We start from the raw sequence: 20,986 nt of genomic DNA, 5'->3' as shown, positions 1-20,986 counted from the left end.
TGATCTTCCCCCGATAAAACGGACACCAAAATCTAACTAAAGATGAGGTGTCTTATGCCTAAGTACAACAATCCAAGACGAACTTGGAAGTATTCAAATGACTTCAAAGTCAACGCTATTCAATTAAGTTATGTTGTTGGCGTCACAATAAAATCAGTCGCTGAAAAACTCGACATACACCCGTTTATGCTGTCACGATGGCGAAAAGAATATCGTGAAGGGATCATTGTGGCTGATAAACGAAAAAAAGTGGCTGGCCAATCAAAAGCCAAAAAAGTACTTACCAAAGAACAACAACTAGAACGTGAAAATAAACAGCTCAAGGAGGAGCTGTATATCCTAAAAAAGTGGCAACGGTTTCTTGCCGAGGAACATCAAGCCGATATCGATTCATCGAAAAACTCAGAGCCGACATAAAGGTAACGAGATTACTGAAGTTTTTTGATGTTTCTAAAAGTGGCTATTACGATTGGTGTGAACGTCAACCAAGTGCTAGAGCGATAGAGGATGTTGAACTTAAAAAGAAAATTCAGCAAATATTCACTGAGAATAAAGGACGCTATGGTAGTCCCCGCATATTTAAAGCCTTGCAAAAGCAAGGATACAGCATAGGTAAAAAACGTGTTGAACGCTTGTATCGTGCACTTGGCTTGGTCGCTCGAGTGATGCGCGTGACGACACGCTCTGCGTTTTATAAGCGCTTCCTTACGACAGGTAAAAACTTACGACCTGATGGTGAAGTGCCATTGGTTAAAAATAAAGTATGGGTAGCAGATGTCACGTATTTGAAAGTGAAAGGTATATGGCGTTATTTATCGGTAATAATGGATTTATATTCACGGCGTATTATTAGCTGGAGTTTAGATAAAAAGAGAACGATGGAAGTCACCAAACGAACACTAAAAAATGCAATAAAGAACCGAAGACCTCAAGGTGGTTTAATGCTGCATACAGACCGAGGTGTGGAATATCGAGGTAATGTTTTTCAAACGGCTTTAAAACGAGCAGGTATTACACATAGCTTAAGCCGAGCGGGTAAATGTACTGATAATGCGCATATGGAGTCATTTTTCCATTCAATGAAGACCGAAGTTATTCGCGGTAATGTATTTAATAGTGATAAAGAACTGCGCGGAACACTTGGAAGTTACATTAACAAATACTACAATGTTTCGAGGCTGCATTCAGGGATAAATTATTGTTCGCCAATAGAATATGAAGCCCTGGCAGCGTGAAAAAAAATGTGTCCGTTTTATCGGGGGAAGATCAACTGCTAACAGTTTGCTCAGTTTCGCTTCGCTACACATTTTAGCCAACAATTACTCGCCTCTTAGCAAGGCGTTAGCTATCAAATTCAAATTTGGAGCATCATGAAAAAACTTCTATTACCAATAATCTTACTTTTAGCCTCTTGTGCAAGTACTTCTGAAACTCCTAAGGAAATTGAGTTAACTGGCAGGTTATTAGGATCCTTTGTTAGTACTTCGGCAGGTTTACTCTCCGGTGATATTCTTCATATCGATAATTCAGAATCGAAAAATAAAGTGTCAAAAATTGCTAATGGTAACCCTAAAAAAGTATTCGTAACTTCAAAAGACTCTAAAGCCCTAGATGGGTTTGTCGGTAAAAGCGTAAGAATAGTTGGTGATATAATATCGGATCATAAAGATGCATTTCACACGGACTTTACAATTCAAGTTAAAAATATCACTAAGATTTAAGCTTTATAATGTGTGTATACACATAACAAGCACTTCAAACGGAACAAAAACAGTTGGCTAGGTTCCGCTTCGCTTCACATTTTAGCCAACCATTACTTAGCCTGTTATTTGGGCGTTACTCGTGCCTCGCACATTATAGCCAACCACAATTTGCCGCTTAACTTAGCGTTATATTTTTCTAGAGTGCGGAGTTAACATCCATACTTTTATGCAATATACGCACTATTAGAATTTGATTGGCTTTATGCTCTTTGTAATAAATAACATGACTGCCTTGAGGCCGTTTCCGGTATCCTTCCCTGATATAATTACAGCTAACTCCAAGTAATGGTTCATTAGCTAATTGGTGGAAGGCAGAGTCCATCAATTTTAAATAATCATTTCTTTGTGCTGTACCCCATGTTAACTGGGTGTATTTGGCTATTTTTATTAAATCTGTCTTAGCTTTACCTGATACTTTAAATGTCGTCATTAGTGATTGTCTTTATCCAACTCAGTAATTAACGAATCATATGAATAATCTGAAACAACACTATTTTCACCCTCAATGAGCATATTGCGTAAATTAAGTATTTTTGTTTCTTGATCTTCTAGCACTCTTAACCCCGCTCTAACAACTTCACTTGCTGAGCCATATCGACCAGTGTTAAGTTGTTGATTTATAAATTGATCAAAATGCTCGCCTAATGTTACGCTTGTATTTTTAGCCATAGTGTAAAACCTCATAAGTACCAATATATATTGGATTATGGTATAAAAAATATAACAAGGCAATTAAACAGACAAAAAACAGTTGGCTTTTTCTCGTGCCTCTCTAATTTTAGCCAACCATTTTAAGCCGCTTATTGCGGCGTTATATGCCAATCGCGTTTTCGTACTTAGGAGTTTTTGTGAATCGATTAATGATCAAGCCCATATCATTTCTACTTTTGATTTCATTAATGATAGTTTTGGTTTCTTGTAATAATCTTGATGCAATTAATTTTGAGTCAAATACAAAGGCTGACATTGACGAATTTATAGATGAAAAAACCGGTCAGGTGGTTTCTATTTCTATAGTTGATGAAGATAATATTTACCAATACCATTTTGGAAAACTAAATAATGGAAGTACTCCAAACAACCAAACAGTTTACGAACTTGCCTCCATTACAAAAACTTATACAGGGTTAGTTGTTGCTAAAGCGATTTTAGACAGAAAAATTGAGCTAAATACAGATATACGTCATTACCTTAAAAATAATGAATATGAAAATTTAGAGCTATCAAATAAGTATATTACTTTCCGACATCTTATTACTCACACCAGTGGGCTCCCAAAAGATTTCGCTTACAGTGAAGAAGATGCTGCTAAAGGAATTATTGTTGAAAAGCTATCAAAGTATTCCAGAGATAAATATTTTGAAGATCTAGAAAAAGTGAAGCTTAACTCTGTCCCAGGGGCGCAATACCAATATTCAAATGCTGGTACTAAATTAGTTGCATATATATTAGAGTCTGTTTATAAAAAACCTTTTGAATTACTTGTATCAGAAATTATCACTACTAATTCAGGAGAGAAGAGTACGGAGTTTAGAAGTATTAATTACGAACAAGATGAAATTACTATCGGTATAAATAAATATGGTGAACGTATGCCTTTGCTCAGCCCATACTCATGGGCTGAAGGGGGCTTAACTTCAACAGTCGAATCTGTAACGAGCTATATCCAGCATCAACTATCATCAAGCTCAGAAGTTACTCTTTCTCATAAACTCCTTGATGGCAATAAAAGTGGTCACGGTCGAGCATTTTTTTGGAATACATATAACTACAATTCAAGTGAACAAATGTTGTACCATAGCGGTGGCTCATTAGGTACTTCTAGTTGGCTTGCTTTATATCCGAAGAAAAAAATGGGTATCTTCATCATTACAAATATTTCTACTAAAAGCGCTCAGGAAGAACTAAATATTTTGTCAAATAAGATTGTTGACAATTTAATGGCATATAACAAGCAAATCAATCAGGACTAAAAACAGTTGGCTTTTGCTCCTGCGTCGCTTATTTTAGCCCATTATTTGGGCGTTGGTATTTTATTTTAAGTTTCACATTTTATTCAAAGGAATGATTTATATGGAAGTAAGTTTAATTGGAATTTTTGCAACTGTTGCTTTTGCACATTTTTTAGCATTAATTAGTCCTGGTCCTGACTTTGTAATTCTTGTGAAAAGTGCGGTAAAAAATGAAAGCAAAAAAGCCATTGGCGTAGCATTAGGCATATCAATCGCTAATGCATTATATATCGCATTATGCTTAATTGGTGTTGGCTCATTATTAGCAAGCTCTGTGTACATGATGATTGGATTAAAAGTTGCTGGAGGGCTGTTTTTAATTTACTTAGCAGTGCAAGCATTACGAGCGAAGAAAAGTGACTATGCAAGTTTATCTGCTCAAGTGAATGTTAAAGAAAAGCAAGAAACTACATTCTTCAAAGAGTTTGTTGTTGGTTTTATGTCTGGAATATTAAACCCTAAAAACATTCTATTTTATCTAAGTTTATTTACTGTTGTACTTACCAAAGATGTAAGCCTTACTTTTAAAATAATACTCGGCGTTTGGATGACTTCACTCGTTTTTATTTGGGATGCCGCCATTGTTTTTATTTTGTCTGGCGAGAATGTAAGGAGAAAGTTTGCAAAATTATCTTATTACATAGACAAAGTCACTGGGGCAATTTTGGGTTTAGTAGGCTTTACAATTGTAAAAACTGCACTTGTTAAATCAAGCGTATGATAAATATGTTATGTTTGTACATCTTAGCCTCCAGTTTATATTGTTTAACACATATATTATGGCTCTGGTTTTACTAACCCACGAATCTGGAGGCTTGCACCTCGTGGGAGTCATTATGTCTATGTTTATCGAGATTCAGGAGGTATAAATGAGCAGTGAAGATCCAACTAAAGCTGGGGAAGTAATGCTTGAGGTCGTAGATAATCAAATTAATGCTAATGATCCTCCTCTGGTAAAAGAAACCTTTAATCGATTACGGAAGCTTGGAATTAGCCGAAAAGAATCAAAAAAATATATTGCTTGTGCTTTATCTGTTGAAATTTTCGATGTTGTTAAAAATAGTAACGAAATTGATTACGATAGGTATTTTGGAAATCTTAAAAAACTGCCAGAAATGCCATGGGATGATGAGTAAATAAACATAACAAGCAATCAATCAATCAATCAATCAGGACTAAAAACAGCGAGCTGTTCGCTTCGCTACCATTTTAGTCCGCTATTTTTCCGCTTAGCTTGACGTTGAGGCTGTAAAATAACTAATTCAGTCAAAACGACTAAATTTTTGTGCTCCTGTATCAAACTGTAGACGATTAACTAGATATAGGTAATGCATTTGCCACCCCGGTTTTAGGGGGAATTGATAACAAACTAATGATTAATAAAAACATTGCTCTGCTGCTTTATAACCAAGTAGCTCTCTTGGTATTGTATTTAATTTAACAGCGATGATATTACATCAGTGTTTGGTGTATCTCACTAAGGAAGAATATGTCTCTATTAATCGCAATGATTTCGTTCTCATTGGCAATGTCAATTTCACCAGGGCCAGTAAATATGGTGATTGTTTCTTCTGGAGCAAGTTACGGTGTTCGTAAAACTTTTTCTTTCGTTTCTGGTGCTACCATCGGTTTTACCTTATTACTGTTATTCATAGGTTTAGGTTTTTATAAAGTTATTGATTTGTATCCGTCTATTCTCAAATATCTTGCGGTTGCAGGCTCTCTATTCATTATTTATATGGGCTATTTACTTGCTTCATCAAAACCCGAGCTAGATATCAAGAAAGAAAAACTGCCAACTTTTATTCAAGGTTTTCTATTACAGTGGTTAAACCCTAAAGCTTGGATTGCATGCGTTGCCGGTGTTTCATTGTTTTCAGTACCTAATGATAACGGTGTATTTTTAACTTTTTCATTTATCTATTTTGTAGTTTGTTACCTCGCATTGTTTTCTTGGTCTGTATTAGGAAATAAGGTAACAATATTTTTAAATAGTGAATTTAGATTAAAGGTATTCAATTTATTAATGGGCGGATTATTAATTGTTACCGCTTGCTTTTTGCTTTATTCACAATTTATTTAAACTTGTTTTAAAGACTAAAGTATGGATGTACTATCCATACAAAACGATTCATCAGAGCAACAAGGGGTATGAAAGGTTATGGAGTTATATTTAGCTATTATTATTTTTGCCGCATCAACAACGGTCACACCAGGTCCAAATAACATCATGATTATGACTTCAGGTCTCAACTATGGTGTTAAGAAGAGTATTCCACATTTATTAGGGATTTGTTTTGGCTTTCCTGCCATGGTAATTATGGTCGGCCTAGGCTTTAGTATTGTATTTGAAATGTACCCTTTATTCCACGAAGTAATAAAGGTAGCAGGTGTCGCTTACCTATTATATTTAGCTTGGCTTATCGCTTCGTCTTCACCGACTTCACTAGATGTGGAAAAATCTAAGCCCTTGAGCTTTACTCAAGCAGCATTGTTTCAATGGGTAAACCCCAAGGCATGGGTTATGGCCACAGGTGCTGTTTCTGCTTACACTTCCATTTCATCAGATATATTCTCGCAAGTGATCTTTATTGCGTTAGCTTTCTTTATTGTTGCTTTTCCTTGTGTAGGGATTTGGTTATTTTTTGGTGTTGGCCTTAAAAAGTATCTTAATTCACCAAAACACCAAAAAATATTTAATTTATCTATGGCTCTATTATTAATTGGTTCAGTTTTACCGGTATTAAAAGAGTTGGTTGTTCAATATGTTGTGTAGGCAATTAAGTCAGGGCAATGATTTTAGCCCACTATTACTTAGCCACTCATTGTAACGTTATATGCCTATAGTCGGGCAAAAAGGAGATTTATGCAGTTCATAGTTACCGCCTACGATTTTGATGATGAAGATGCTATCAAACGAAGGTTATCAAATCGTCAAGCTCACTTATCGAGTATCGAAAAAATGGTAATAGCTGGCACCTTTTTAAGTGGTGGAGCAATATTAAATGAACATGGCAAAATGATTGGTTCTTCTGTACATGTAGAGTTCCCTTCTAGAGCTGAAGTAGATGCATGGATTAAGCAAGACCCATATACAATTGGCAGGGTCTGGAATAACGTTAACATTAGTGAAGGGGTCTTATTTCCGGTCAGCAAGGTAATAAAGCAGACTGTTGACAGTTTAGGTTAATAAAATCACCTCTCAGTTCAATTTATGCATCTAAACCTTACTCAAGCGAAAACCGCATTATCATTCCATAGAAGCGGCGATACTTTTGATGTATTTAAAATTATAAAAATTTAATAATGCGAGTGTTTTTCAAACTTTTAAGCTAATATCGGCTTAAATTATTTAGCTATCATTGAAGGAATATTATGAATAACGATCTTAAAGGGATGTGTCTTTTCTTAGGTTTAATTGGCGTAGGTTATGTAATGCTGCTCATACTAGTCGCCTTATTCACAGGAGCTAAAATTATCAAAAGCATTATATTCATCTCAGTATTTTCATCAGGTCTAATAAGTTTAGGTTTAACGTCACAAGTTAAAAACCGACTATCTAGTTACGCTAAATCTTTTATAGCTAAATAGTCAGCAAAAGGGCTTGTTCGTAAGGAAATTAAGATTTATGAGTGTCATTCTTGTTTCAGATGTTTTTGGTATGACTCCGGCTTTATTAAAACTAAAAGATAGTCTGGCAGCAAAGACTATTGTTGATCCATATCACGGTGAATGTATGGGCTTTAAAAATGAAGCTGAAGCATATTCATATTTCATTACTACAGTTGGATTTGATAGTTATCTTGAAAAAATATTAAAAGTGATAGCGCAACTTGATAGTAAAACAACGCTCATTGGCTTTAGCGTAGGAGCTTCAGCAGTTTGGCGCTTATCTCTAAATAATAAGATGATTAAACAGGCCTTTTGCTTTTATGGTTCACAAATCAGAAATTTTAGCGAAATAGAGCCATGCTTTAAAGTAACTTTAATCTTCCCTAACAGTGAACCTCATTTTGATGTTACAGCGTTAAAAGATGAACTGTCAAAAAGACCTAATGTGACTACGACACAAGTGGAATACTTACATGGTTTTATGAATTATTGCTCAAGTAATTTCAACAAAGTAGGTTACAAAAAGCACATTACTTTATTGCAATCAATTATCAGCTAATCCGGTAGGTAAATAGCGTATATTTCATCGAAGATGTTATAGCGAAAGCTGGTCGACCATTATTTATGGTTACTTTATCTGTTTTAGATTTTTAGTAAACTCAAGTAAGTCACTTCATATAAATAATAAACAAGCGCTAAGATCAGGGCGTGTATATATGACAGTTGACCAAGCTTCACTTTGTTTTTACAACACTTTAATAATTTGTGCTTTACTCTTTTAAATCGGTTTTATAAATGAAAACTATAGACAAATACCTAGTTACTTCATTAATCATTTGGCTTGTAGCTTTAATAGAGTCTATCGGTGGACTTTGCGGCTTTTGGTCGATAACAGGTAAAGAGCGAATAACTATCTTGTTTATTGAAAGCGCCATACTTATTGCTCTTTTGGGCAATTGTTATGCTATTAAAAACTGGCTGTATCGTCATTCTACCGAGGTTTCACACCGATTAATTGCGTGGCTTGTTTTAGCTGCATTGATTTTGTGTATATGTGGCGATATCGTAAATTTTAATTTGCCACTTACCTATCATCGCTATGGTGGAGTGGTAAAACATGATTATCTCGCAGATTCGGTGTTTTTCTTTGCTCCAGGTTATGCTTTGTTTCTAGTGGCAGCCTGCTGGATTTCTCTGGTAAATGGGCTTAAACCGAAAGTGTTAGTTGTTATCATGATAATTGCTTGCTTGGTCGGTGCGGCGTCATTTTTTTCTATGCACCTTCCGGGTACTGGTCTTTACGTATCAATGATTACCGGTAGTTATGCAGTGCTCATCACACTTGTTGGCGCCAGTGCTTTACTTTTATTAATGGTGTTGGGGAAATCGAGCGCTAAGTTAACTGTTTGGCTGATTGCTAGTGGGCTGATATTAGCCATGGTTGCAGATGCTGTAATTGGCCAGTTTTGGATTTACGGCAATAATGGTCAAGGTTATTTCCCTGTTGCTAAATATGTAAATTGGGTACTTTATATTGGTTCGCAGTGTTTACTAATACACCTTGCAAGATTGGCTGTTTTTCTTAAAAGTGACCGAAATATAGTTGTAGATAAAGCTGTATTAAAATCCGTTGACTAACCCGCCTGCGAACTAGCTTAAACAGATGGAGCTATTTTTGTTCGCTGTCTTGGTATAGAATCGCCTTATACCAATTCGGTAGTGTAAAACTGGAATGCTTAACACTGGAAAGCCAAAACAGTATAGTTTAATTAACAAGCACTTCTTATCCCTCTCTAACATGACATAAACATAATGACTGATAAAATAATAGTAACTCACAACGGTAATTTTCATGCGGATGATGTTTTCAGTATCGCTGCGCTTAAATGCATTTTTCCTAACTTCAAACTTATACGCACCCGTGACTTAGATATTATTTCTAAGGCTGATCTTGTTATTGATGTTGGTGGTGAATATGATGCCGATTCAGGTCGCTTTGATCATCATCAACGTGGTGGTGCCGGAACGAGAGACAATGGCATCCCCTACTCTTCTTTTGGTTTGATTTGGCAGACCTATGGCTTAGAAATATGCCAAGGTAACCAAGAAGTTGCCAATTCTCTTGATACTGATTTAGTCTCAACAATTGATGCCATTGATTGTGGTCACGTTGAGGGCGTTGCTAAAGGTATTAGCCTTAGCCATACTATTTCAATGTTTAACCCAACATGGCAAGAAGATAGTCATTTTGATAGCTGTTTTGATGAAGCCGTTGATTTTGCTTCGCGTGTTTTAACACGATTTATTGCCAGTGCTAGCGGCGGTATTAATGCCAAAGCCATTGTCGCTAAAGCTATTGAAAATGCAGCAGATCCAAGAGTGATAGTCTTGGAAAAGTATACCCCTTGGAAAAGAACCGTTCATGCCTTATCAACAGAAGCTTTGTATATGGTTTACCCGTCGTCCTCAGGTCAATGGAGAATTCAAACAGTACCCGTTGAACCAGGCTCGTTTGAAGACAGAAAACCCTTACCAGCGCCATGGGCCGGTTTATCGGATGATGCCCTAAAAGAAGCAACTGGCATTGAAGATGCCATGTTTTGTCACAATGGTTTATTTATTGCCGGTGCTGAATCATTTGCAAGCACGATGAAAATGGCGACTATGGCACTGCAAGATTAATAATATTATCTTAAGATAAAACATAATAACTCAAATTACTGTGGACATTTTGTCAGATCACTTTCTGCAAATGTCTCGGTTTTCTTCGGCCATTGTATGTATCAGGAAATTAGTTATGCAATCCATTGTAGCCTTCTTAATGCTGTTCTATTTTGTTGCTTTTGTTTATGACAAAATCATTGATAATGAGATTAAAGGCAACCAAGCGTTAGCTGCTAAGTTAACCGAATTTAAATATTTTCATTCATTTCAATCCCGACCTAAAGCACTTTCTGCTGTCTTGAGCTTCCAGTTCATTGGTGTTTCAACAATGTTAACTATTGTTGGTAGTTTGTTTTCTTTAATGATGTACTTCGGTTTGATTTTTGGGTTATATTTACTCGCTCAATAACACTCGATTCATAATAAATTTCTATGGTGCTCGGAGGGTAAATAGATTATCTAACTATTAATAAAGCAACGATTAAAGCTGGTATGAAAAATACTTCGACACATATAGTCACGACGGTAGGCTTCATAGAAATTGAATCAATTAACTGAGCAGACAATAACCTGCCCTTATTGCGGCGAAACAATTAGCATACTCATTGATTCAACCGACATAACGCAGCAGTATATTGAAGATTGCCAAGTATGTTGTAAACCGATCAATTTCTTTATTGCCCAGACTGTTGACGGTGAAACTACCGTACGAGTTTATAGTGAAGATGAAACATTTTAAAAAACACATGACTTGTGAAAAATAACCAATAAAACAGCTTTTAAGTTGGTGACTAAGCGCTATTTCACTTGAATATGTTATAACCACAACCTCGCTAATTCTTGTTGTGCAGATCATTGACGCACAGGTTGCTGACGTACAGGTTACTGACGCGCTAATTATTAAGCGAGTTCCTTTATTACATGAGAGAGATATATGGATAATATTTTTTGGTTTGCTGTACTCGTTTCAATTAATTCATTATTGCTACTGGCGTTAGCAATGAACGTTTCGAGACTCAGGGTAAGGTATAAAGTTTCCTTAGGTGATGGCGGTAATAAAATTTTAATGGCTGCTATTAGAGCACACGCCAACGCCGTTGAGCAATTACCCACTTATGCGATCGTGGTACTGGCGCTCACTCTATTAGAAACATCAGCAATCACACTAGCGATATTAGTTGTCGGCTTTACTTTTTCTCGATTTATTCATGCCTATGGAATGCTCTACAGAACATTTTTAGCAAGACGGATTGGTGCAGGTTTCACTTATATTTTTCAAATAGTTGCTGCAATCGTTATTGGTGTTAGTTTACTAACATAACGTACTAAAAAAGAGGCATTACACTGTGGATATTCGTCAAATTGAATGGCAACAGACCATTCCAGTACGCCATCGGGTTTTATGGCCAGAAAAACCGCCTGAGTTTTGTTATGTTGACGGTGATGAAATCGGCATTCATTTTGGTGCATTTGTGAATGATGTCTTAGTCTGTGTCGCATCGATATACATAGAAGATAAAAATGCTCGTTTGAGGAAATACGCGACTGAATTAAATTTTCAAGGTCAAGGCATTGGCTCTGCAGTATTGAATAAGGTAATAACTTACTTAACAACCCATGAAATTAATGTTTTTTGGTGTGATGCTAGAGAATCAGCATTAAGTTTCTATCAACGTTTTGGCATGGTTAGGCAAGGTGAGCGTTTTTATAAAAGCGATGTTCCTTATTATAAAATGTCTATGTCTTTAAACTTGCCAGCAGGTTTACAGCCGCCTTTACAATAAAAATAGTTAACTATTTTTGCTAACCGAATAAGAACAAGTCTTTCATCAGGGAATATGGAGTACAGGAAGTATTATGAATTGTTTAGTTGTCTTAGCACACCCGTTAGAAAACAGTCTTTGCAAACATTTAGCTGATAAAACGATTAAACACCTAGAAAAACAGGGGTATCAAGTCACAGTGAAGTGCCTGTACAGTGAAGATTTCAACCCGGTTTTAACTAAAGCCGAAAGAGAAAGTTATTATCAAGGTAGTTTTGATAATCAGCAAATCGAATCAGATATTGAACAACTAAAACAAGCTGAATGTTTAGTACTTATTTTTCCAACATGGTGGTTCAGCTTCCCGGCTATTTTAAAAGGGTGGTTTGATCGCGTTTGGGCGCCGGGACATGCATATAAACATGCTTCTGATTATGGCCCAATTGAACAATGTTTGGGTAACTTGAGGGAAATGAAAGTGATAACAACCCTTGGTTCACCTTGGTGGGTTGATACTTTTGTGATGAGAAAACCCGTTAAAAAAGTCCTAAAATTTGCTTTGTTGGGAGCTTGTGCAAATAATTGTAAATTCAAGATGTTATCTTTATACCAAAGTGAAAAGCTCACCAAGGTACAAATTGATAATTTTGTTAAAAAAATTGAAGCTAAACTGTAATATAGTCAATATATTAAATAAGGAAATATTATGGAAGTTAAAATATTTACTAAGATTTTACGGGCAAAAGTTGGTTTTCTTCCTAAGTCTGATGTCGCCACAGATCAAGGTTTAGAGGGTGAAATTAATCTTTGGTTAGCTACACAGCCCAATATAAAAATTCAAAATATTACCCAATCCCAAAGTGGTGGTTCATTTCAACCGTCAACCATAGTGGTCAGTATTTGGTATAAATAAAAACTCAGCTTAAATAAATTGCATGCTATGACCATAGTTCATCGCTATTACGGAGTGAAAATGTCAGTATATTTTGCAAAAATCAATTGGCTTAGAGCCAGTAATGAAAACTATATTGATAACAAATATAGTAGAGCACATGAATGGATATTTGACGGCGGCGTAACTGTGCAAGCCTCGTCTTCACCTCATGTAGTGCCCCTTCCCTATTCTGTTGAAGCGAATGTTGATCCAGAAGAAGCTTTTATTGCATCAATTTCAAGTTGTCATATGTTGTTCTTTTTATCTATCGCCGCTAAAAAAAGGTATGTTGTCGACTCTTATACTGATGATGCTTTTGGTGTGATGGAACAGGATGGCCAGGGTAAAATTTCAATGACCAAAGTTACCCTAAGGCCTCAGGCTAAATTTGGCGGTAATAAAGAACCAACACTGGCGCAACTTGAAAAAATTCACCATCAGGCCCATGAGCAATGTTTTATAGCCAACTCGGTTAAAACCCAAATTGTTACAGAAATCATTAGCTAATCTGGTTATATTCCTAGCGGCTCTTGTGGGCTGCGCACTTTCTAAAATAACGCAGCCAAAATTTAAGTAACTCAAAATAAAGTAGTGCAATTAAGTAGCCTAGGGTTAAGTCGACTACGATTTATTCCTAGCTTGGTTAGGTTGATAGTTTGCTCATTTTTAGTTCAGGAAGTTTCCAATGATAGAAGTATTTATTTTAGCCATAGCATTAAGTATGGACGCTTTTGCCGTATCTATTGGTTTAGGAGCAACTAAACAGCATAGTAAAATAGCACCTTTTGCTTTGATAGTTGCTTTGTATTTCGGAATTTTTCAAGGCATTATGCCCATACTTGGCTACTTGGGTGGCAAGGGTGTGTTAAGTTGGATTGAGTCCTATACCTCGTTGATTGCATTTGTACTGCTTGCTCTTATCGGCGCAAAAATGATTTTTGATTCTTTTTCTGAAGGCATAGAAGAAGATATTAGCAAGGTAACCCATCGAGTTTTATTAACCTTAGCTATTGCTACCAGCATCGATGCCATGGCAGCAGGCTTTAGCTTAACCCTTTTGCCAGTAAACCCTTTCATAGCTTGCCTTATTATTAGTATTATTACCTTTTGCTTTAGCTGGCTCGGAGTATTGGTAGGAGAAAAAAGCGGCACCTGGTTAGAGAGTAAAGCTGAGTTTGTTGGCGGTATTACCTTAATATTCATGGCGATAAAAATATTTATAACGTCATAGCTCTGCAGGCTAGTGCCTAATAATAGCTGTTAAGTCCACTAAAAAAACGCTATCTTTGTATTTGGATAATGGCCAATGCCATAAAATATAACAGTTTAGTCAGGAAATAAGGATATATTGTGCTAGAAAATATTTCAGCAAATTCACAGGCTTTATTTTTGCGTGATTTAATGCAAAATTATGTTGGCCAACAAGGCCTAGGCTCAATGCCAAAGGCTGATCTTGATGCACTCATTATTCATTTATACCTTAAATACTCGGGCACACAAAAAGTAGATGTCTTTGCCTTATCTGAGACCTTCAAAATAAAAGAGAGTCGAGTGAAATCTTTGGTTGAAACCGGTTGGATTAAGTTCTCTGGTAAAGATGAAGTAGAAGTTTGGTTAGATATTATTGCTTCACTGTCTCGTGTATCCATTGAGCTTGAAAGTTTAGAAAAAGGTCAAGTCCGTTTTAAATTAGAGAACCCTGCACATTTTCGCTATTTTCAAAAGCAAGTACGCTTACTTGAAAGTACTGCCAGTTACTCGCCATCTTCTGAGCAAGTTGTTACACAATTTGATGTCTTTAATAAGGTTATTAATCGTGTCTATCAATCGGTTCTCATCGACTCTCAGGCGCAAGCCAGTGATGCTATTAAGGCTATTTACAGAAGGATTCGGAATGATATTATTGGCCCCGAACGATTCGAGGCTTATCTCACTGGCGATAAACAAAAATCTCCCCTAGGTCAATCAATTAGCAAAGCAGCTGAATTAGCAGGAATTGCCTCTTTAGTTATTAGTGTGTTTGGTAGTACCCCTGCTAGTGCTGCAGCGATAAAGGCAATCAAGTAGCGCTTTAAATATTAACGGGTAACTGCTATGCAAAAAAGGTTTAGAGAAAATAAATATCTTAATGAGTCGGGCTCAAAAACAGGCTCTTGGTATATTAATCGCGTAGATTATTTTCAATTTCATGCTTACCCTAAAGCAAACAAACATAAGTTAATGTCACTGGCTGTTGGAGTCTCTTCATTCTTTTTAGCATTAAAATTACTTAGCTTTAGCTTAATTTTATCGACCTTGCTGTTATATATCTCTTATCTTGCACTCTTAACGTTTATTTTATTAAAGAATAAAATCTGCCGCTATAAAGGCTATTTTCTTTACCCTAGGCGTATTATTACCTATTTTAGAGGGGTGGAAGTAAGCGTTGATTTGAATGATTTTGACACTATTGCCACTCTAAATAAAAAGTAATGGCAAAACACTAGTTTCATTTGCAGTTGTTTAACTTAATCCCTAAAACAGTACACACTAGTCTATAGTTATAGACCTTAGGAGGTATGCTATGACACAGCGTGAAGTTATAAATTATGTTGAACTCCCAGCAAAAAACATCCCAGCAACTAAAGCTTTTTTTGAACAGGCTTTTTCTTGGAAATTTGTTGATTATGGTGAAGAATACACCGGCTTTAGTAACTCGGGTATTGAAGGAGGTTTCTACTTATCTGAATTAGTCTCAAGTACTGCAACAGGTGCTTGTTTGTTGGTACTACTCAGTGATGATTTAGAAGACACCGAGCGACGAGTTAAAAAATCTGGTGGTATTATTAGCCAAGGAATATTTTCTTTCCCTGGTGGGCGTCGTTTTCATTTTACTGAGCCTAGTGGCAATGAATTAGCGGTTTGGTCACCAGTTAAGGCGTATATAGCTTAGCTATATTAATATAGCTTTTGTTTCAAAATGATAGTGCCTAGTATTAGTTTTAAACTCGAGAAACTTAATCTACTTCCTATATTAAATAGTAGATTAAGTGCCTTGGTTATTCATTAGATTTATCTTGAAATTTTTGTTACTAACAATATCAAGTTATTACATTTAAATAAATATCAACCACTTACAACCCAATGTTCAGGTTAATTAAGAGTGATAACTCGCTGTTTTTTACTGAACATCAGAATGATTGCCCCTAACAAAGCACTTGTAGCTGCCATAATGAAAGCATTTTGAGCACCTAAGCCATCTAGCCATAGTATGCCGGTAAGATAAGCTCCAATAGCGCCGCCGATGCCATAAACACCACCTAAATAAATACCCTGCCCTCGACCTTGCTGATTTTTACTAAAGTGCTTTGAGACAAACTGCATGCTGGCACTATGATAAATGGCAAAACTAGCGGCATGGCTCAGTTGAATTAATCCAAGCCATAAAACAGAGCTTGCGACTTCAGGGATTAAAAACCAGCGTAAAGCTGTAATGGCTAAACTAAAAACCAGTAAGGCATTTAATGAAAATCGTTTAAAAATAGCGCCCATATAAATAAATGCAATAACTTCTGCGACAACACCCAACGATATGACTAAACCAATTGCTAGACCTGAGTATTGTAGGTCACGTAAATACAAGGCAAAAAAACCATAATAGGGCCCAAAACTAACTTGTAATAACAAGCCGGCAATGAAAAAACGGATAAAGTTACCCTCCATAAGTTTACTGCTAATACTGACCTGTACTTTGGCTTTATTCTTTGTCGATTTAACCGTTTTAATTGGTGTTAACATCAAGGTACTGACAAATAAACCAGCCAATATGATAATGCCAATACTGTTAAAGCTTTGAAAACCAAAAGAACTCATAACTTCTCCAGAGATCACCGCAAAAGCTATAAAACCAAGACTGCCCCATAAACGCACTCGGGCATAAATTTTATTACTATGGCGCAAAGACGTTAAGGTATGCACTTCCAGTTGCGGTAATATTGCAGTCCAAAAGAGTGTAAAAAGCGCTAAACAAAAAGTGATTGGCCAATAGTTGTTGAGCCAAAATAGTAGACTAAAGCTGAACAGCGCTAAAAAAGCACCTAGTTGAATAATAGCCATGGGTTTAGCCGTTTTATCCGCAAGTGTTGCCCACAAACTTGGCGCGACAATTTTTGTCACCGTGATAATCGCTAGTATTTCACCTACTTGCCGTGAATTAAAACCTTTGCCGTCGAGGTATATACCTAAATAAGGTGAGATTAAACCAAGTAAGGCAAAATAAAAAAAGTAACTTGATGATAATCGAACAAACATCATTTTAAAAAGTGCCAAGCTAGAGAGCCTTATGATGAGAGATTATTGAGGGTGTGATTCAATAGCAGTAAATTAGTAACTAAACACAATATGGCTGAATGCTGGTAGTGGAATAACCTAGCAATCAGCCTAATTTGGAAAACTGTTAGTTATTTTGCTTCAATGTCAGGTGTATTACATTGCACATCAGCATTTTGTCCACGATGACGTAAGAAATGATCCATTAAGGTTAACGCTAACATGGCTTCAGCAATAGGCACTGCACGGATACCAACACAAGGATCGTGACGACCTTTTGTGATGATATCAGTCGCTTCACCGGTCAAATCAACCGTTTTACCACTAACACCAATACTCGAAGTGGGTTTAAGTGCTAAGTGAGCAATAATTTGCTGGCCTGATGAAATACCACCTAAAACACCACCAGCATGATTAGTTAAAAAACCTTCAGGGGTGAGTTCATCTCTGTGCTCAGAGCCTTTTTGATTAACAACTGCAAAGCCATCGCCTACTTCAACACCTTTTACCGCATTAATGCTCATTAAACCATGAGCAATATCAGCGTCTAAGCGATCAAAAATTGGTTCACCTAAACCGACAGGTACATTTGTTGCTACTACCGTGACTTTAGCGCCAATAGAGTCTTTTGCTTTAATGATTGCTCTTAAGTGTTCATCTAATTGCTCAAGTTTAGTGTTATCAGGAAAGAAAAATGGATTTTCTTCAACACTTTGCCAATCAACCGAATTCACATCAAACGGGGTGCCATTTGGGCCACCGGCAACAATATCACCAATTTGAGTTACACAACCTTTGATAGTCATGCCAAATTTTTCAGCCAAATATTTTTTTGCTACAGCGCCAGCTGCAACACGCATTGCCGTTTCACGTGCAGATGAACGACCACCACCACGGTAATCACGTAATCCGTATTTTTGCCAATAAGTATAGTCGGCGTGACCTGGGCGGAAACTTTGCGCGATATTGCCGTAATCTTTTGAGCGCTGATCGGTATTTTCTATCATTAAGCCAATGGGCGTACCGGTAGTTTTACCTTCAAAAACTCCTGATAGAATTTTCACTTCATCGGCTTCTCTACGGGCTGTAGTGTAACGCGAGGTGCCAGGACGGCGTCTGTCTAAATCAATTTGCAGGTCAGCTTCAGATAACTCAAGCCCTGGTGGGCAACCATCGATAATTGCGCCTAGACCTAAACCATGACTCTCGCCAAATGATGTGACTGTGAATAATTTTCCGAAGGTATTACCTGACATTTAACATTACCGCCTATTAATTTATTTTAGCGCCTTCTCTATAGCGCTATCGTTTATTATTACTATTATTTTTGCTTGCTCATTTGTTGCTATTTTAGACTTAAACAATGACTGCAGCAGAGAATAGCTCTGCATGTTTTTCTAACTGCGCTTTATTCAACATAAAGACGCCGTGACCACCACGTTCAAAGCTTAACCAAGTAAAGTCTACTTCAGGGTAAAGTGCTTCAACGTGGTATTGTGAATTACCCACTTCACATATCAATATGCCATTTTCATTGAGGTGCTTAGCACCTTGTGCCAATATTACTCGCACAATATCTAAGCCATCGTCACCACAACCTAAACCCATTTCTGGTTCATGAGTAAACTCTGTTGGTAGACTCGCCATATCTTCTTGATCAACATAAGGCGGGTTAGTGACAATTAAATCATATCTTTGTCCTTCAACCCCAGAGAAAACATCAGATTGAATTAGAATAACTTGTTCACTTAAACCATGATTCTCGATATTCATTTGGGCAACATTTAAGGCATCAATAGATAAATCTACGGCCTCAACTTGTGCTTCAGGAAAGTAACTCGCACAAGCAATGGCAATACAGCCACTACCGGTACACAAATCTAATATCTTTTGCGGTGGTTTTTGCTCATTAAAATAAGGAGCAAAGTGATTTTCAATCAACTCACCAATAGGTGAGCGAGGCACTAAAACACGTTCATCTACATAAAATGGCAGATGCGCGAAATATGCAAGATTGGTGATATAGGCAATAGGCTTCTTTGTTTCAATACGTTGCTGAAAAAAGGCCAAAATGTCTTCTTTTTCTTTTTTAAGTAAGCGGCAGCTCATTACCTCGTCACCCATATTTTCAGGTAAAGAGATGGCAAACATCACTAAGGTAAATGCTTCACTTAAAGCATTGTCATTACCATGGCCATAAAAGAGTTCGGCTTGATTAAACAAACTTGCACCATAACGACAATAATCTGCAATAGTGTGTAACTGCTCGGTGATGCCTTCGAAATCGGTACTACTCACATTCTCTTCCTTATCTGATATTCCTCCCGAAGTTTATTCATGGAGAATTTATATATATTATACAAGGCATTCTGCCTTTGTTAAAAGCCGCTGTATGTACTAAATAGTAGCTATCAAGGTCTAAGTTCTTGCCTTACCCTTGTATAACTGTCTTGAAAGCAACATATCAAGATTAATTGATATGTATTATTACTAAAATGTTTTACACTTCGGCTATGAAAAACAAAGCCTTAAAAACCAAACTCACAGCAATAAAAGCTAAGCTACGTGCCACTAACGAAGCCAGTGTCCAAAGTGATAACCAGCAAAAGCCAGAAAAAATAATTACCGAGCAGCAAGGTGATAATGAAAAACTTTTTGCTGATGTTGTCAGTCAAGTTAAGCCATTAGTTAACGACACTGTCCGCTTAATAAAAAATGGCGTTAAGTCTAACACCTCCCTAAAAAATGACCAAGGAGATAACCAGTCAAATAAAGCCATAGCACAATTTCATTTTTCCGATGAATTTGAGCCTGACCTCAACAAGCAAGGTCCAATGAAGTATGTGCGCGAAGGTGTTGATAGTTTTGAAGTAAAAAATTTGCGCCGTGGTTATTATAGCCCTGATTTAATACTTGATTTACACGGTTTAGACCAACACCAAGCCAAAAAAGAGCTCGCCGCGCTACTATTTGCCTGTCAAAAGGAACATGCACAATGTATTTGCGTTGTTCATGGTATAGGCTCACATATTTTAAAAAATAAAGTGCCTCATTGGTTAGTACAACACCCCGATGTAATGGCTTTTCATCAAGCGCCTTTAGAATGGGGTGGCAATGGTGCCATATTAGCGTTAATAGACTTAAAAGATAAGTTTAACCGAGACTAACCCCACCTCGATAAATATGCTTTAAACGTTACTTTTATCTGGCTGCATTCAAAACAGCCTAGTTAATCACAAAGTGCAAGCGATGTTTTACTAACCGCTATTGCTAGCACATATGATTAACATAGGTCTGATGGTGATACTAAACCGATTAACCGCCCATGCATTTTTTCACTATCATAATCTATATGGGCAATACCTGCAGTAGCAAAAATAGGCGCCTGTACAGATTGAGTTAATTGAGCCACTAAATAACTTACTAATGGCATATGAGAAATAATTAGCAAGCTTTTCTCTGCCTCAATTTTTTCTTGCTCAACTGCCGTTTGTTGTTCACTACACCAGCCATCAATAAAGTCATGCACTTGCTTTGCATCCCCCTCTGGCGTGATGAAATCTACAGTAGTAATAACAGTATTCATCAATGAAGTAGTAATCGCACAAGTTTGCTGCGCTCTAACATAAGGGCTAACAAAAACGTGTGATGGAGTTACTTGCATTTTTTGCAACCAACTTGACATCATCTTTGCTTCTAACTCACCTTGTGTAGTTAACGCTCTTTGACTGTCATCATGACAGCCCTGTTCAACAAAGTTTTTAGCTTCACCATGTCGCATTATAAAAAGTTGCATTTTTTCTCCCGCCGATCACTTCGCGGATAGTTTCAATTTTTAGCTTTTTTTACAGATTTTTTAGCTAAAGTATTGAGTCTGAGTTATTTTTCCGGCTATAGTAATAGAAATGTAGTCGTATTAGTAACATCAGT

The 20,986-nt window shown here is 36.8% G+C and carries 30 protein-coding genes; 24 read left to right on the top strand and 6 right to left on the bottom strand.

The window, feature by feature from the left end; translation table 11 throughout:
• Window positions 1–54: 54 nt before the first annotated feature.
• A protein-coding gene (locus GAB14E_RS00975) for an IS3 family transposase (protein ID WP_156115705.1) occupies window positions 55–1,235 on the top strand; the annotation gives its coding sequence in 2 pieces (ribosomal slippage) (window positions 55–340 and window positions 340–1,235; 1,182 coding nt in all).
• 135 nt (window positions 1,236–1,370) lie between these two features.
• Window positions 1,371–1,721: a hypothetical protein gene (locus GAB14E_RS00980; protein WP_033084498.1), complete on the top strand. Its 351-nt coding sequence runs from the start codon at window positions 1,371–1,373 to the stop codon at window positions 1,719–1,721.
• A 178-nt stretch (window positions 1,722–1,899) separates the two neighbouring features.
• Here the strand turns inward: GAB14E_RS00980 and GAB14E_RS00985 are convergent, their stop codons facing one another.
• Window positions 1,900–2,193: a type II toxin-antitoxin system RelE/ParE family toxin gene (locus tag GAB14E_RS00985; RefSeq protein WP_033084497.1), complete on the bottom strand. Its 294-nt coding sequence runs from the start codon at window positions 2,191–2,193 to the stop codon at window positions 1,900–1,902.
• On the bottom strand, window positions 2,193–2,432 hold the full coding sequence (locus GAB14E_RS00990) for a type II toxin-antitoxin system ParD family antitoxin (protein ID WP_033084496.1): 240 nt from the start codon (window positions 2,430–2,432) through the stop codon (window positions 2,193–2,195). Before GAB14E_RS00990 ends, GAB14E_RS00985 begins: the two co-directional genes overlap by 1 nt.
• Window positions 2,433–2,611: 179 nt before the next feature.
• On the opposite strand from GAB14E_RS00990, the gene GAB14E_RS00995 reads away from it, so the two are divergent.
• From GAB14E_RS00995 to GAB14E_RS01085, 21 genes are all read left to right on the top strand, one after another.
• Entirely contained in the window at window positions 2,612–3,736 is a 1,125-nt protein-coding gene (locus tag GAB14E_RS00995) for a serine hydrolase domain-containing protein (protein WP_197061255.1), read from the top strand.
• A 100-nt stretch (window positions 3,737–3,836) separates the two neighbouring features.
• Window positions 3,837–4,496, top strand: coding sequence for a LysE family transporter (locus GAB14E_RS01000; protein ID WP_033084495.1), 660 nt, complete (start codon window positions 3,837–3,839; stop codon window positions 4,494–4,496).
• Between the two features lie 148 nt (window positions 4,497–4,644).
• The gene (locus GAB14E_RS01005) at window positions 4,645–4,911 is read left to right on the top strand and encodes a hypothetical protein (protein WP_033084494.1); all 267 of its coding nucleotides are present in this window, start codon (window positions 4,645–4,647) and stop codon (window positions 4,909–4,911) included.
• Between the two features lie 353 nt (window positions 4,912–5,264).
• Window positions 5,265–5,858: a LysE family translocator gene (locus tag GAB14E_RS01010; protein ID WP_033084493.1), complete on the top strand. Its 594-nt coding sequence runs from the start codon at window positions 5,265–5,267 to the stop codon at window positions 5,856–5,858.
• Window positions 5,859–5,936: 78 nt separating this feature from the next.
• Window positions 5,937–6,551, top strand: coding sequence for a LysE family translocator (locus GAB14E_RS01015; protein ID WP_033084492.1), 615 nt, complete (start codon window positions 5,937–5,939; stop codon window positions 6,549–6,551).
• 90 nt (window positions 6,552–6,641) lie between these two features.
• Window positions 6,642–6,965, top strand: coding sequence for a YciI family protein (locus GAB14E_RS01020; protein ID WP_052094126.1), 324 nt, complete (start codon window positions 6,642–6,644; stop codon window positions 6,963–6,965).
• A gap of 185 nt (window positions 6,966–7,150) precedes the next feature.
• Window positions 7,151–7,366 carry a hypothetical protein gene (locus GAB14E_RS01025; protein WP_033084491.1) on the top strand — a complete coding sequence of 72 codons (216 nt, stop codon included), beginning with the start codon at window positions 7,151–7,153 and terminating at the stop codon, window positions 7,364–7,366.
• A gap of 37 nt (window positions 7,367–7,403) precedes the next feature.
• Window positions 7,404–7,946 carry a dienelactone hydrolase family protein gene (locus tag GAB14E_RS01030; RefSeq protein ID WP_033084490.1) on the top strand — a complete coding sequence of 181 codons (543 nt, stop codon included), beginning with the start codon at window positions 7,404–7,406 and terminating at the stop codon, window positions 7,944–7,946.
• A 236-nt stretch (window positions 7,947–8,182) separates the two neighbouring features.
• Window positions 8,183–9,025 (top strand): hypothetical protein, encoded by an 843-nt coding sequence (locus tag GAB14E_RS01035; protein ID WP_052094123.1) that lies wholly within the window; start codon window positions 8,183–8,185, stop codon window positions 9,023–9,025.
• Between the two features lie 174 nt (window positions 9,026–9,199).
• Window positions 9,200–10,069: an MYG1 family protein gene (locus tag GAB14E_RS01040; protein ID WP_033084489.1), complete on the top strand. Its 870-nt coding sequence runs from the start codon at window positions 9,200–9,202 to the stop codon at window positions 10,067–10,069.
• A 115-nt stretch (window positions 10,070–10,184) separates the two neighbouring features.
• On the top strand, window positions 10,185–10,460 hold the full coding sequence (locus tag GAB14E_RS01045; RefSeq protein WP_033084488.1) for a hypothetical protein: 276 nt from the start codon (window positions 10,185–10,187) through the stop codon (window positions 10,458–10,460).
• 132 nt (window positions 10,461–10,592) lie between these two features.
• Complete coding sequence (locus tag GAB14E_RS0123555) at window positions 10,593–10,790, top strand: CPXCG motif-containing cysteine-rich protein (RefSeq protein WP_033084487.1); 198 nt, start codon at window positions 10,593–10,595, stop codon at window positions 10,788–10,790.
• 195 nt (window positions 10,791–10,985) lie between these two features.
• The gene (locus GAB14E_RS0123550; protein ID WP_052094120.1) at window positions 10,986–11,372 is read left to right on the top strand and encodes an MAPEG family protein; all 387 of its coding nucleotides are present in this window, start codon (window positions 10,986–10,988) and stop codon (window positions 11,370–11,372) included.
• 25 nt (window positions 11,373–11,397) lie between these two features.
• Complete coding sequence (locus tag GAB14E_RS01050; protein ID WP_033084486.1) at window positions 11,398–11,835, top strand: GNAT family N-acetyltransferase; 438 nt, start codon at window positions 11,398–11,400, stop codon at window positions 11,833–11,835.
• A gap of 73 nt (window positions 11,836–11,908) precedes the next feature.
• Window positions 11,909–12,490, top strand: a complete 582-nt coding sequence (locus GAB14E_RS01055) for an NAD(P)H-dependent oxidoreductase (RefSeq protein WP_033084485.1) — start codon at window positions 11,909–11,911, stop codon at window positions 12,488–12,490.
• Between the two features lie 30 nt (window positions 12,491–12,520).
• Entirely contained in the window at window positions 12,521–12,727 is a 207-nt protein-coding gene (locus tag GAB14E_RS01060; protein ID WP_033084484.1) for a hypothetical protein, read from the top strand.
• Between the two features lie 60 nt (window positions 12,728–12,787).
• Window positions 12,788–13,255 carry an OsmC family protein gene (locus GAB14E_RS01065; protein ID WP_033084483.1) on the top strand — a complete coding sequence of 156 codons (468 nt, stop codon included), beginning with the start codon at window positions 12,788–12,790 and terminating at the stop codon, window positions 13,253–13,255.
• A gap of 178 nt (window positions 13,256–13,433) precedes the next feature.
• A complete protein-coding gene (locus GAB14E_RS01070) occupies window positions 13,434–13,979 on the top strand; it encodes a manganese efflux pump MntP (RefSeq protein ID WP_033084482.1) in 546 nt (181 codons plus the stop codon).
• 119 nt (window positions 13,980–14,098) lie between these two features.
• A complete protein-coding gene (locus GAB14E_RS01075; protein ID WP_033084481.1) occupies window positions 14,099–14,815 on the top strand; it encodes a hypothetical protein in 717 nt (238 codons plus the stop codon).
• A 27-nt stretch (window positions 14,816–14,842) separates the two neighbouring features.
• Window positions 14,843–15,220, top strand: coding sequence for a hypothetical protein (locus GAB14E_RS01080; protein ID WP_033084480.1), 378 nt, complete (start codon window positions 14,843–14,845; stop codon window positions 15,218–15,220).
• A gap of 91 nt (window positions 15,221–15,311) precedes the next feature.
• Complete coding sequence (locus tag GAB14E_RS01085) at window positions 15,312–15,680, top strand: VOC family protein (RefSeq protein ID WP_033084479.1); 369 nt, start codon at window positions 15,312–15,314, stop codon at window positions 15,678–15,680.
• Window positions 15,681–15,880: 200 nt separating this feature from the next.
• Here the strand turns inward: GAB14E_RS01085 and GAB14E_RS01090 are convergent, their stop codons facing one another.
• From GAB14E_RS01090 to prmB, 3 genes are all read right to left on the bottom strand, one after another.
• On the bottom strand, window positions 15,881–17,056 hold the full coding sequence (locus GAB14E_RS01090; protein ID WP_052094119.1) for an MFS transporter: 1,176 nt from the start codon (window positions 17,054–17,056) through the stop codon (window positions 15,881–15,883).
• Window positions 17,057–17,187: 131 nt separating this feature from the next.
• On the bottom strand, window positions 17,188–18,312 hold the full coding sequence (aroC, locus tag GAB14E_RS01095; RefSeq protein ID WP_033084478.1) for a chorismate synthase: 1,125 nt from the start codon (window positions 18,310–18,312) through the stop codon (window positions 17,188–17,190).
• A gap of 100 nt (window positions 18,313–18,412) precedes the next feature.
• Window positions 18,413–19,354 (bottom strand): 50S ribosomal protein L3 N(5)-glutamine methyltransferase, encoded by a 942-nt coding sequence (gene prmB / locus GAB14E_RS01100; protein ID WP_197061254.1) that lies wholly within the window; start codon window positions 19,352–19,354, stop codon window positions 18,413–18,415.
• 197 nt (window positions 19,355–19,551) lie between these two features.
• Between prmB and smrB the strand changes: the two genes are divergently transcribed.
• Window positions 19,552–20,223, top strand: coding sequence for an endonuclease SmrB (gene smrB, locus GAB14E_RS01105; RefSeq protein ID WP_033084477.1), 672 nt, complete (start codon window positions 19,552–19,554; stop codon window positions 20,221–20,223).
• A 116-nt stretch (window positions 20,224–20,339) separates the two neighbouring features.
• Here smrB and sixA read toward each other — a convergent pair whose 3' ends face one another.
• Complete coding sequence (sixA, locus tag GAB14E_RS01110; RefSeq protein ID WP_033084476.1) at window positions 20,340–20,852, bottom strand: phosphohistidine phosphatase SixA; 513 nt, start codon at window positions 20,850–20,852, stop codon at window positions 20,340–20,342.
• Window positions 20,853–20,986: the final 134 nt, after the last annotated feature.

Origin of the sequence: Colwellia psychrerythraea, from assembly GCF_000764185.1 — a bacterium.
GTDB lineage: Bacteria > Pseudomonadota > Gammaproteobacteria > Enterobacterales > Alteromonadaceae > Colwellia > Colwellia psychrerythraea_B.
The sequence above is the reverse complement of the archived record's forward strand: the minus strand, read 5'-3'. Positions and strand labels throughout refer to the sequence as shown.

What these genes read in the sequence shown, in the direction of transcription:
- GAB14E_RS00980 (WP_033084498.1), top strand. Translation starts at nt 1,371, where the DNA reads ATGAAAAAACTTCTATTACCAATAATCTTACTTTTAGCCTCTTGTGCA.
- GAB14E_RS00985 (WP_033084497.1), bottom strand. Translation starts at nt 2,193, where the DNA reads ATGACGACATTTAAAGTATCAGGTAAAGCTAAGACAGATTTAATAAAA.
- GAB14E_RS00990 (WP_033084496.1), bottom strand. Translation starts at nt 2,432, where the DNA reads ATGGCTAAAAATACAAGCGTAACATTAGGCGAGCATTTTGATCAATTT.
- GAB14E_RS01000 (WP_033084495.1), top strand. Translation starts at nt 3,837, where the DNA reads ATGGAAGTAAGTTTAATTGGAATTTTTGCAACTGTTGCTTTTGCACAT.
- GAB14E_RS01005 (WP_033084494.1), top strand. Translation starts at nt 4,645, where the DNA reads ATGAGCAGTGAAGATCCAACTAAAGCTGGGGAAGTAATGCTTGAGGTC.
- GAB14E_RS01010 (WP_033084493.1), top strand. Translation starts at nt 5,265, where the DNA reads ATGTCTCTATTAATCGCAATGATTTCGTTCTCATTGGCAATGTCAATT.
- GAB14E_RS01015 (WP_033084492.1), top strand. Translation starts at nt 5,937, where the DNA reads ATGGAGTTATATTTAGCTATTATTATTTTTGCCGCATCAACAACGGTC.
- GAB14E_RS01020 (WP_052094126.1), top strand. Translation starts at nt 6,642, where the DNA reads ATGCAGTTCATAGTTACCGCCTACGATTTTGATGATGAAGATGCTATC.
- GAB14E_RS01025 (WP_033084491.1), top strand. Translation starts at nt 7,151, where the DNA reads ATGAATAACGATCTTAAAGGGATGTGTCTTTTCTTAGGTTTAATTGGC.
- GAB14E_RS01030 (WP_033084490.1), top strand. Translation starts at nt 7,404, where the DNA reads ATGAGTGTCATTCTTGTTTCAGATGTTTTTGGTATGACTCCGGCTTTA.
- GAB14E_RS01035 (WP_052094123.1), top strand. Translation starts at nt 8,183, where the DNA reads ATGAAAACTATAGACAAATACCTAGTTACTTCATTAATCATTTGGCTT.
- GAB14E_RS01040 (WP_033084489.1), top strand. Translation starts at nt 9,200, where the DNA reads ATGACTGATAAAATAATAGTAACTCACAACGGTAATTTTCATGCGGAT.
- GAB14E_RS01045 (WP_033084488.1), top strand. Translation starts at nt 10,185, where the DNA reads ATGCAATCCATTGTAGCCTTCTTAATGCTGTTCTATTTTGTTGCTTTT.
- GAB14E_RS0123550 (WP_052094120.1), top strand. Translation starts at nt 10,986, where the DNA reads ATGGATAATATTTTTTGGTTTGCTGTACTCGTTTCAATTAATTCATTA.
- GAB14E_RS01055 (WP_033084485.1), top strand. Translation starts at nt 11,909, where the DNA reads ATGAATTGTTTAGTTGTCTTAGCACACCCGTTAGAAAACAGTCTTTGC.
- GAB14E_RS01060 (WP_033084484.1), top strand. Translation starts at nt 12,521, where the DNA reads ATGGAAGTTAAAATATTTACTAAGATTTTACGGGCAAAAGTTGGTTTT.
- GAB14E_RS01065 (WP_033084483.1), top strand. Translation starts at nt 12,788, where the DNA reads ATGTCAGTATATTTTGCAAAAATCAATTGGCTTAGAGCCAGTAATGAA.
- GAB14E_RS01070 (WP_033084482.1), top strand. Translation starts at nt 13,434, where the DNA reads ATGATAGAAGTATTTATTTTAGCCATAGCATTAAGTATGGACGCTTTT.
- GAB14E_RS01080 (WP_033084480.1), top strand. Translation starts at nt 14,843, where the DNA reads ATGCAAAAAAGGTTTAGAGAAAATAAATATCTTAATGAGTCGGGCTCA.
- GAB14E_RS01085 (WP_033084479.1), top strand. Translation starts at nt 15,312, where the DNA reads ATGACACAGCGTGAAGTTATAAATTATGTTGAACTCCCAGCAAAAAAC.
- aroC (WP_033084478.1), bottom strand. Translation starts at nt 18,312, where the DNA reads ATGTCAGGTAATACCTTCGGAAAATTATTCACAGTCACATCATTTGGC.
- smrB (WP_033084477.1), top strand. Translation starts at nt 19,552, where the DNA reads ATGTTTTACACTTCGGCTATGAAAAACAAAGCCTTAAAAACCAAACTC.
- sixA (WP_033084476.1), bottom strand. Translation starts at nt 20,852, where the DNA reads ATGCAACTTTTTATAATGCGACATGGTGAAGCTAAAAACTTTGTTGAA.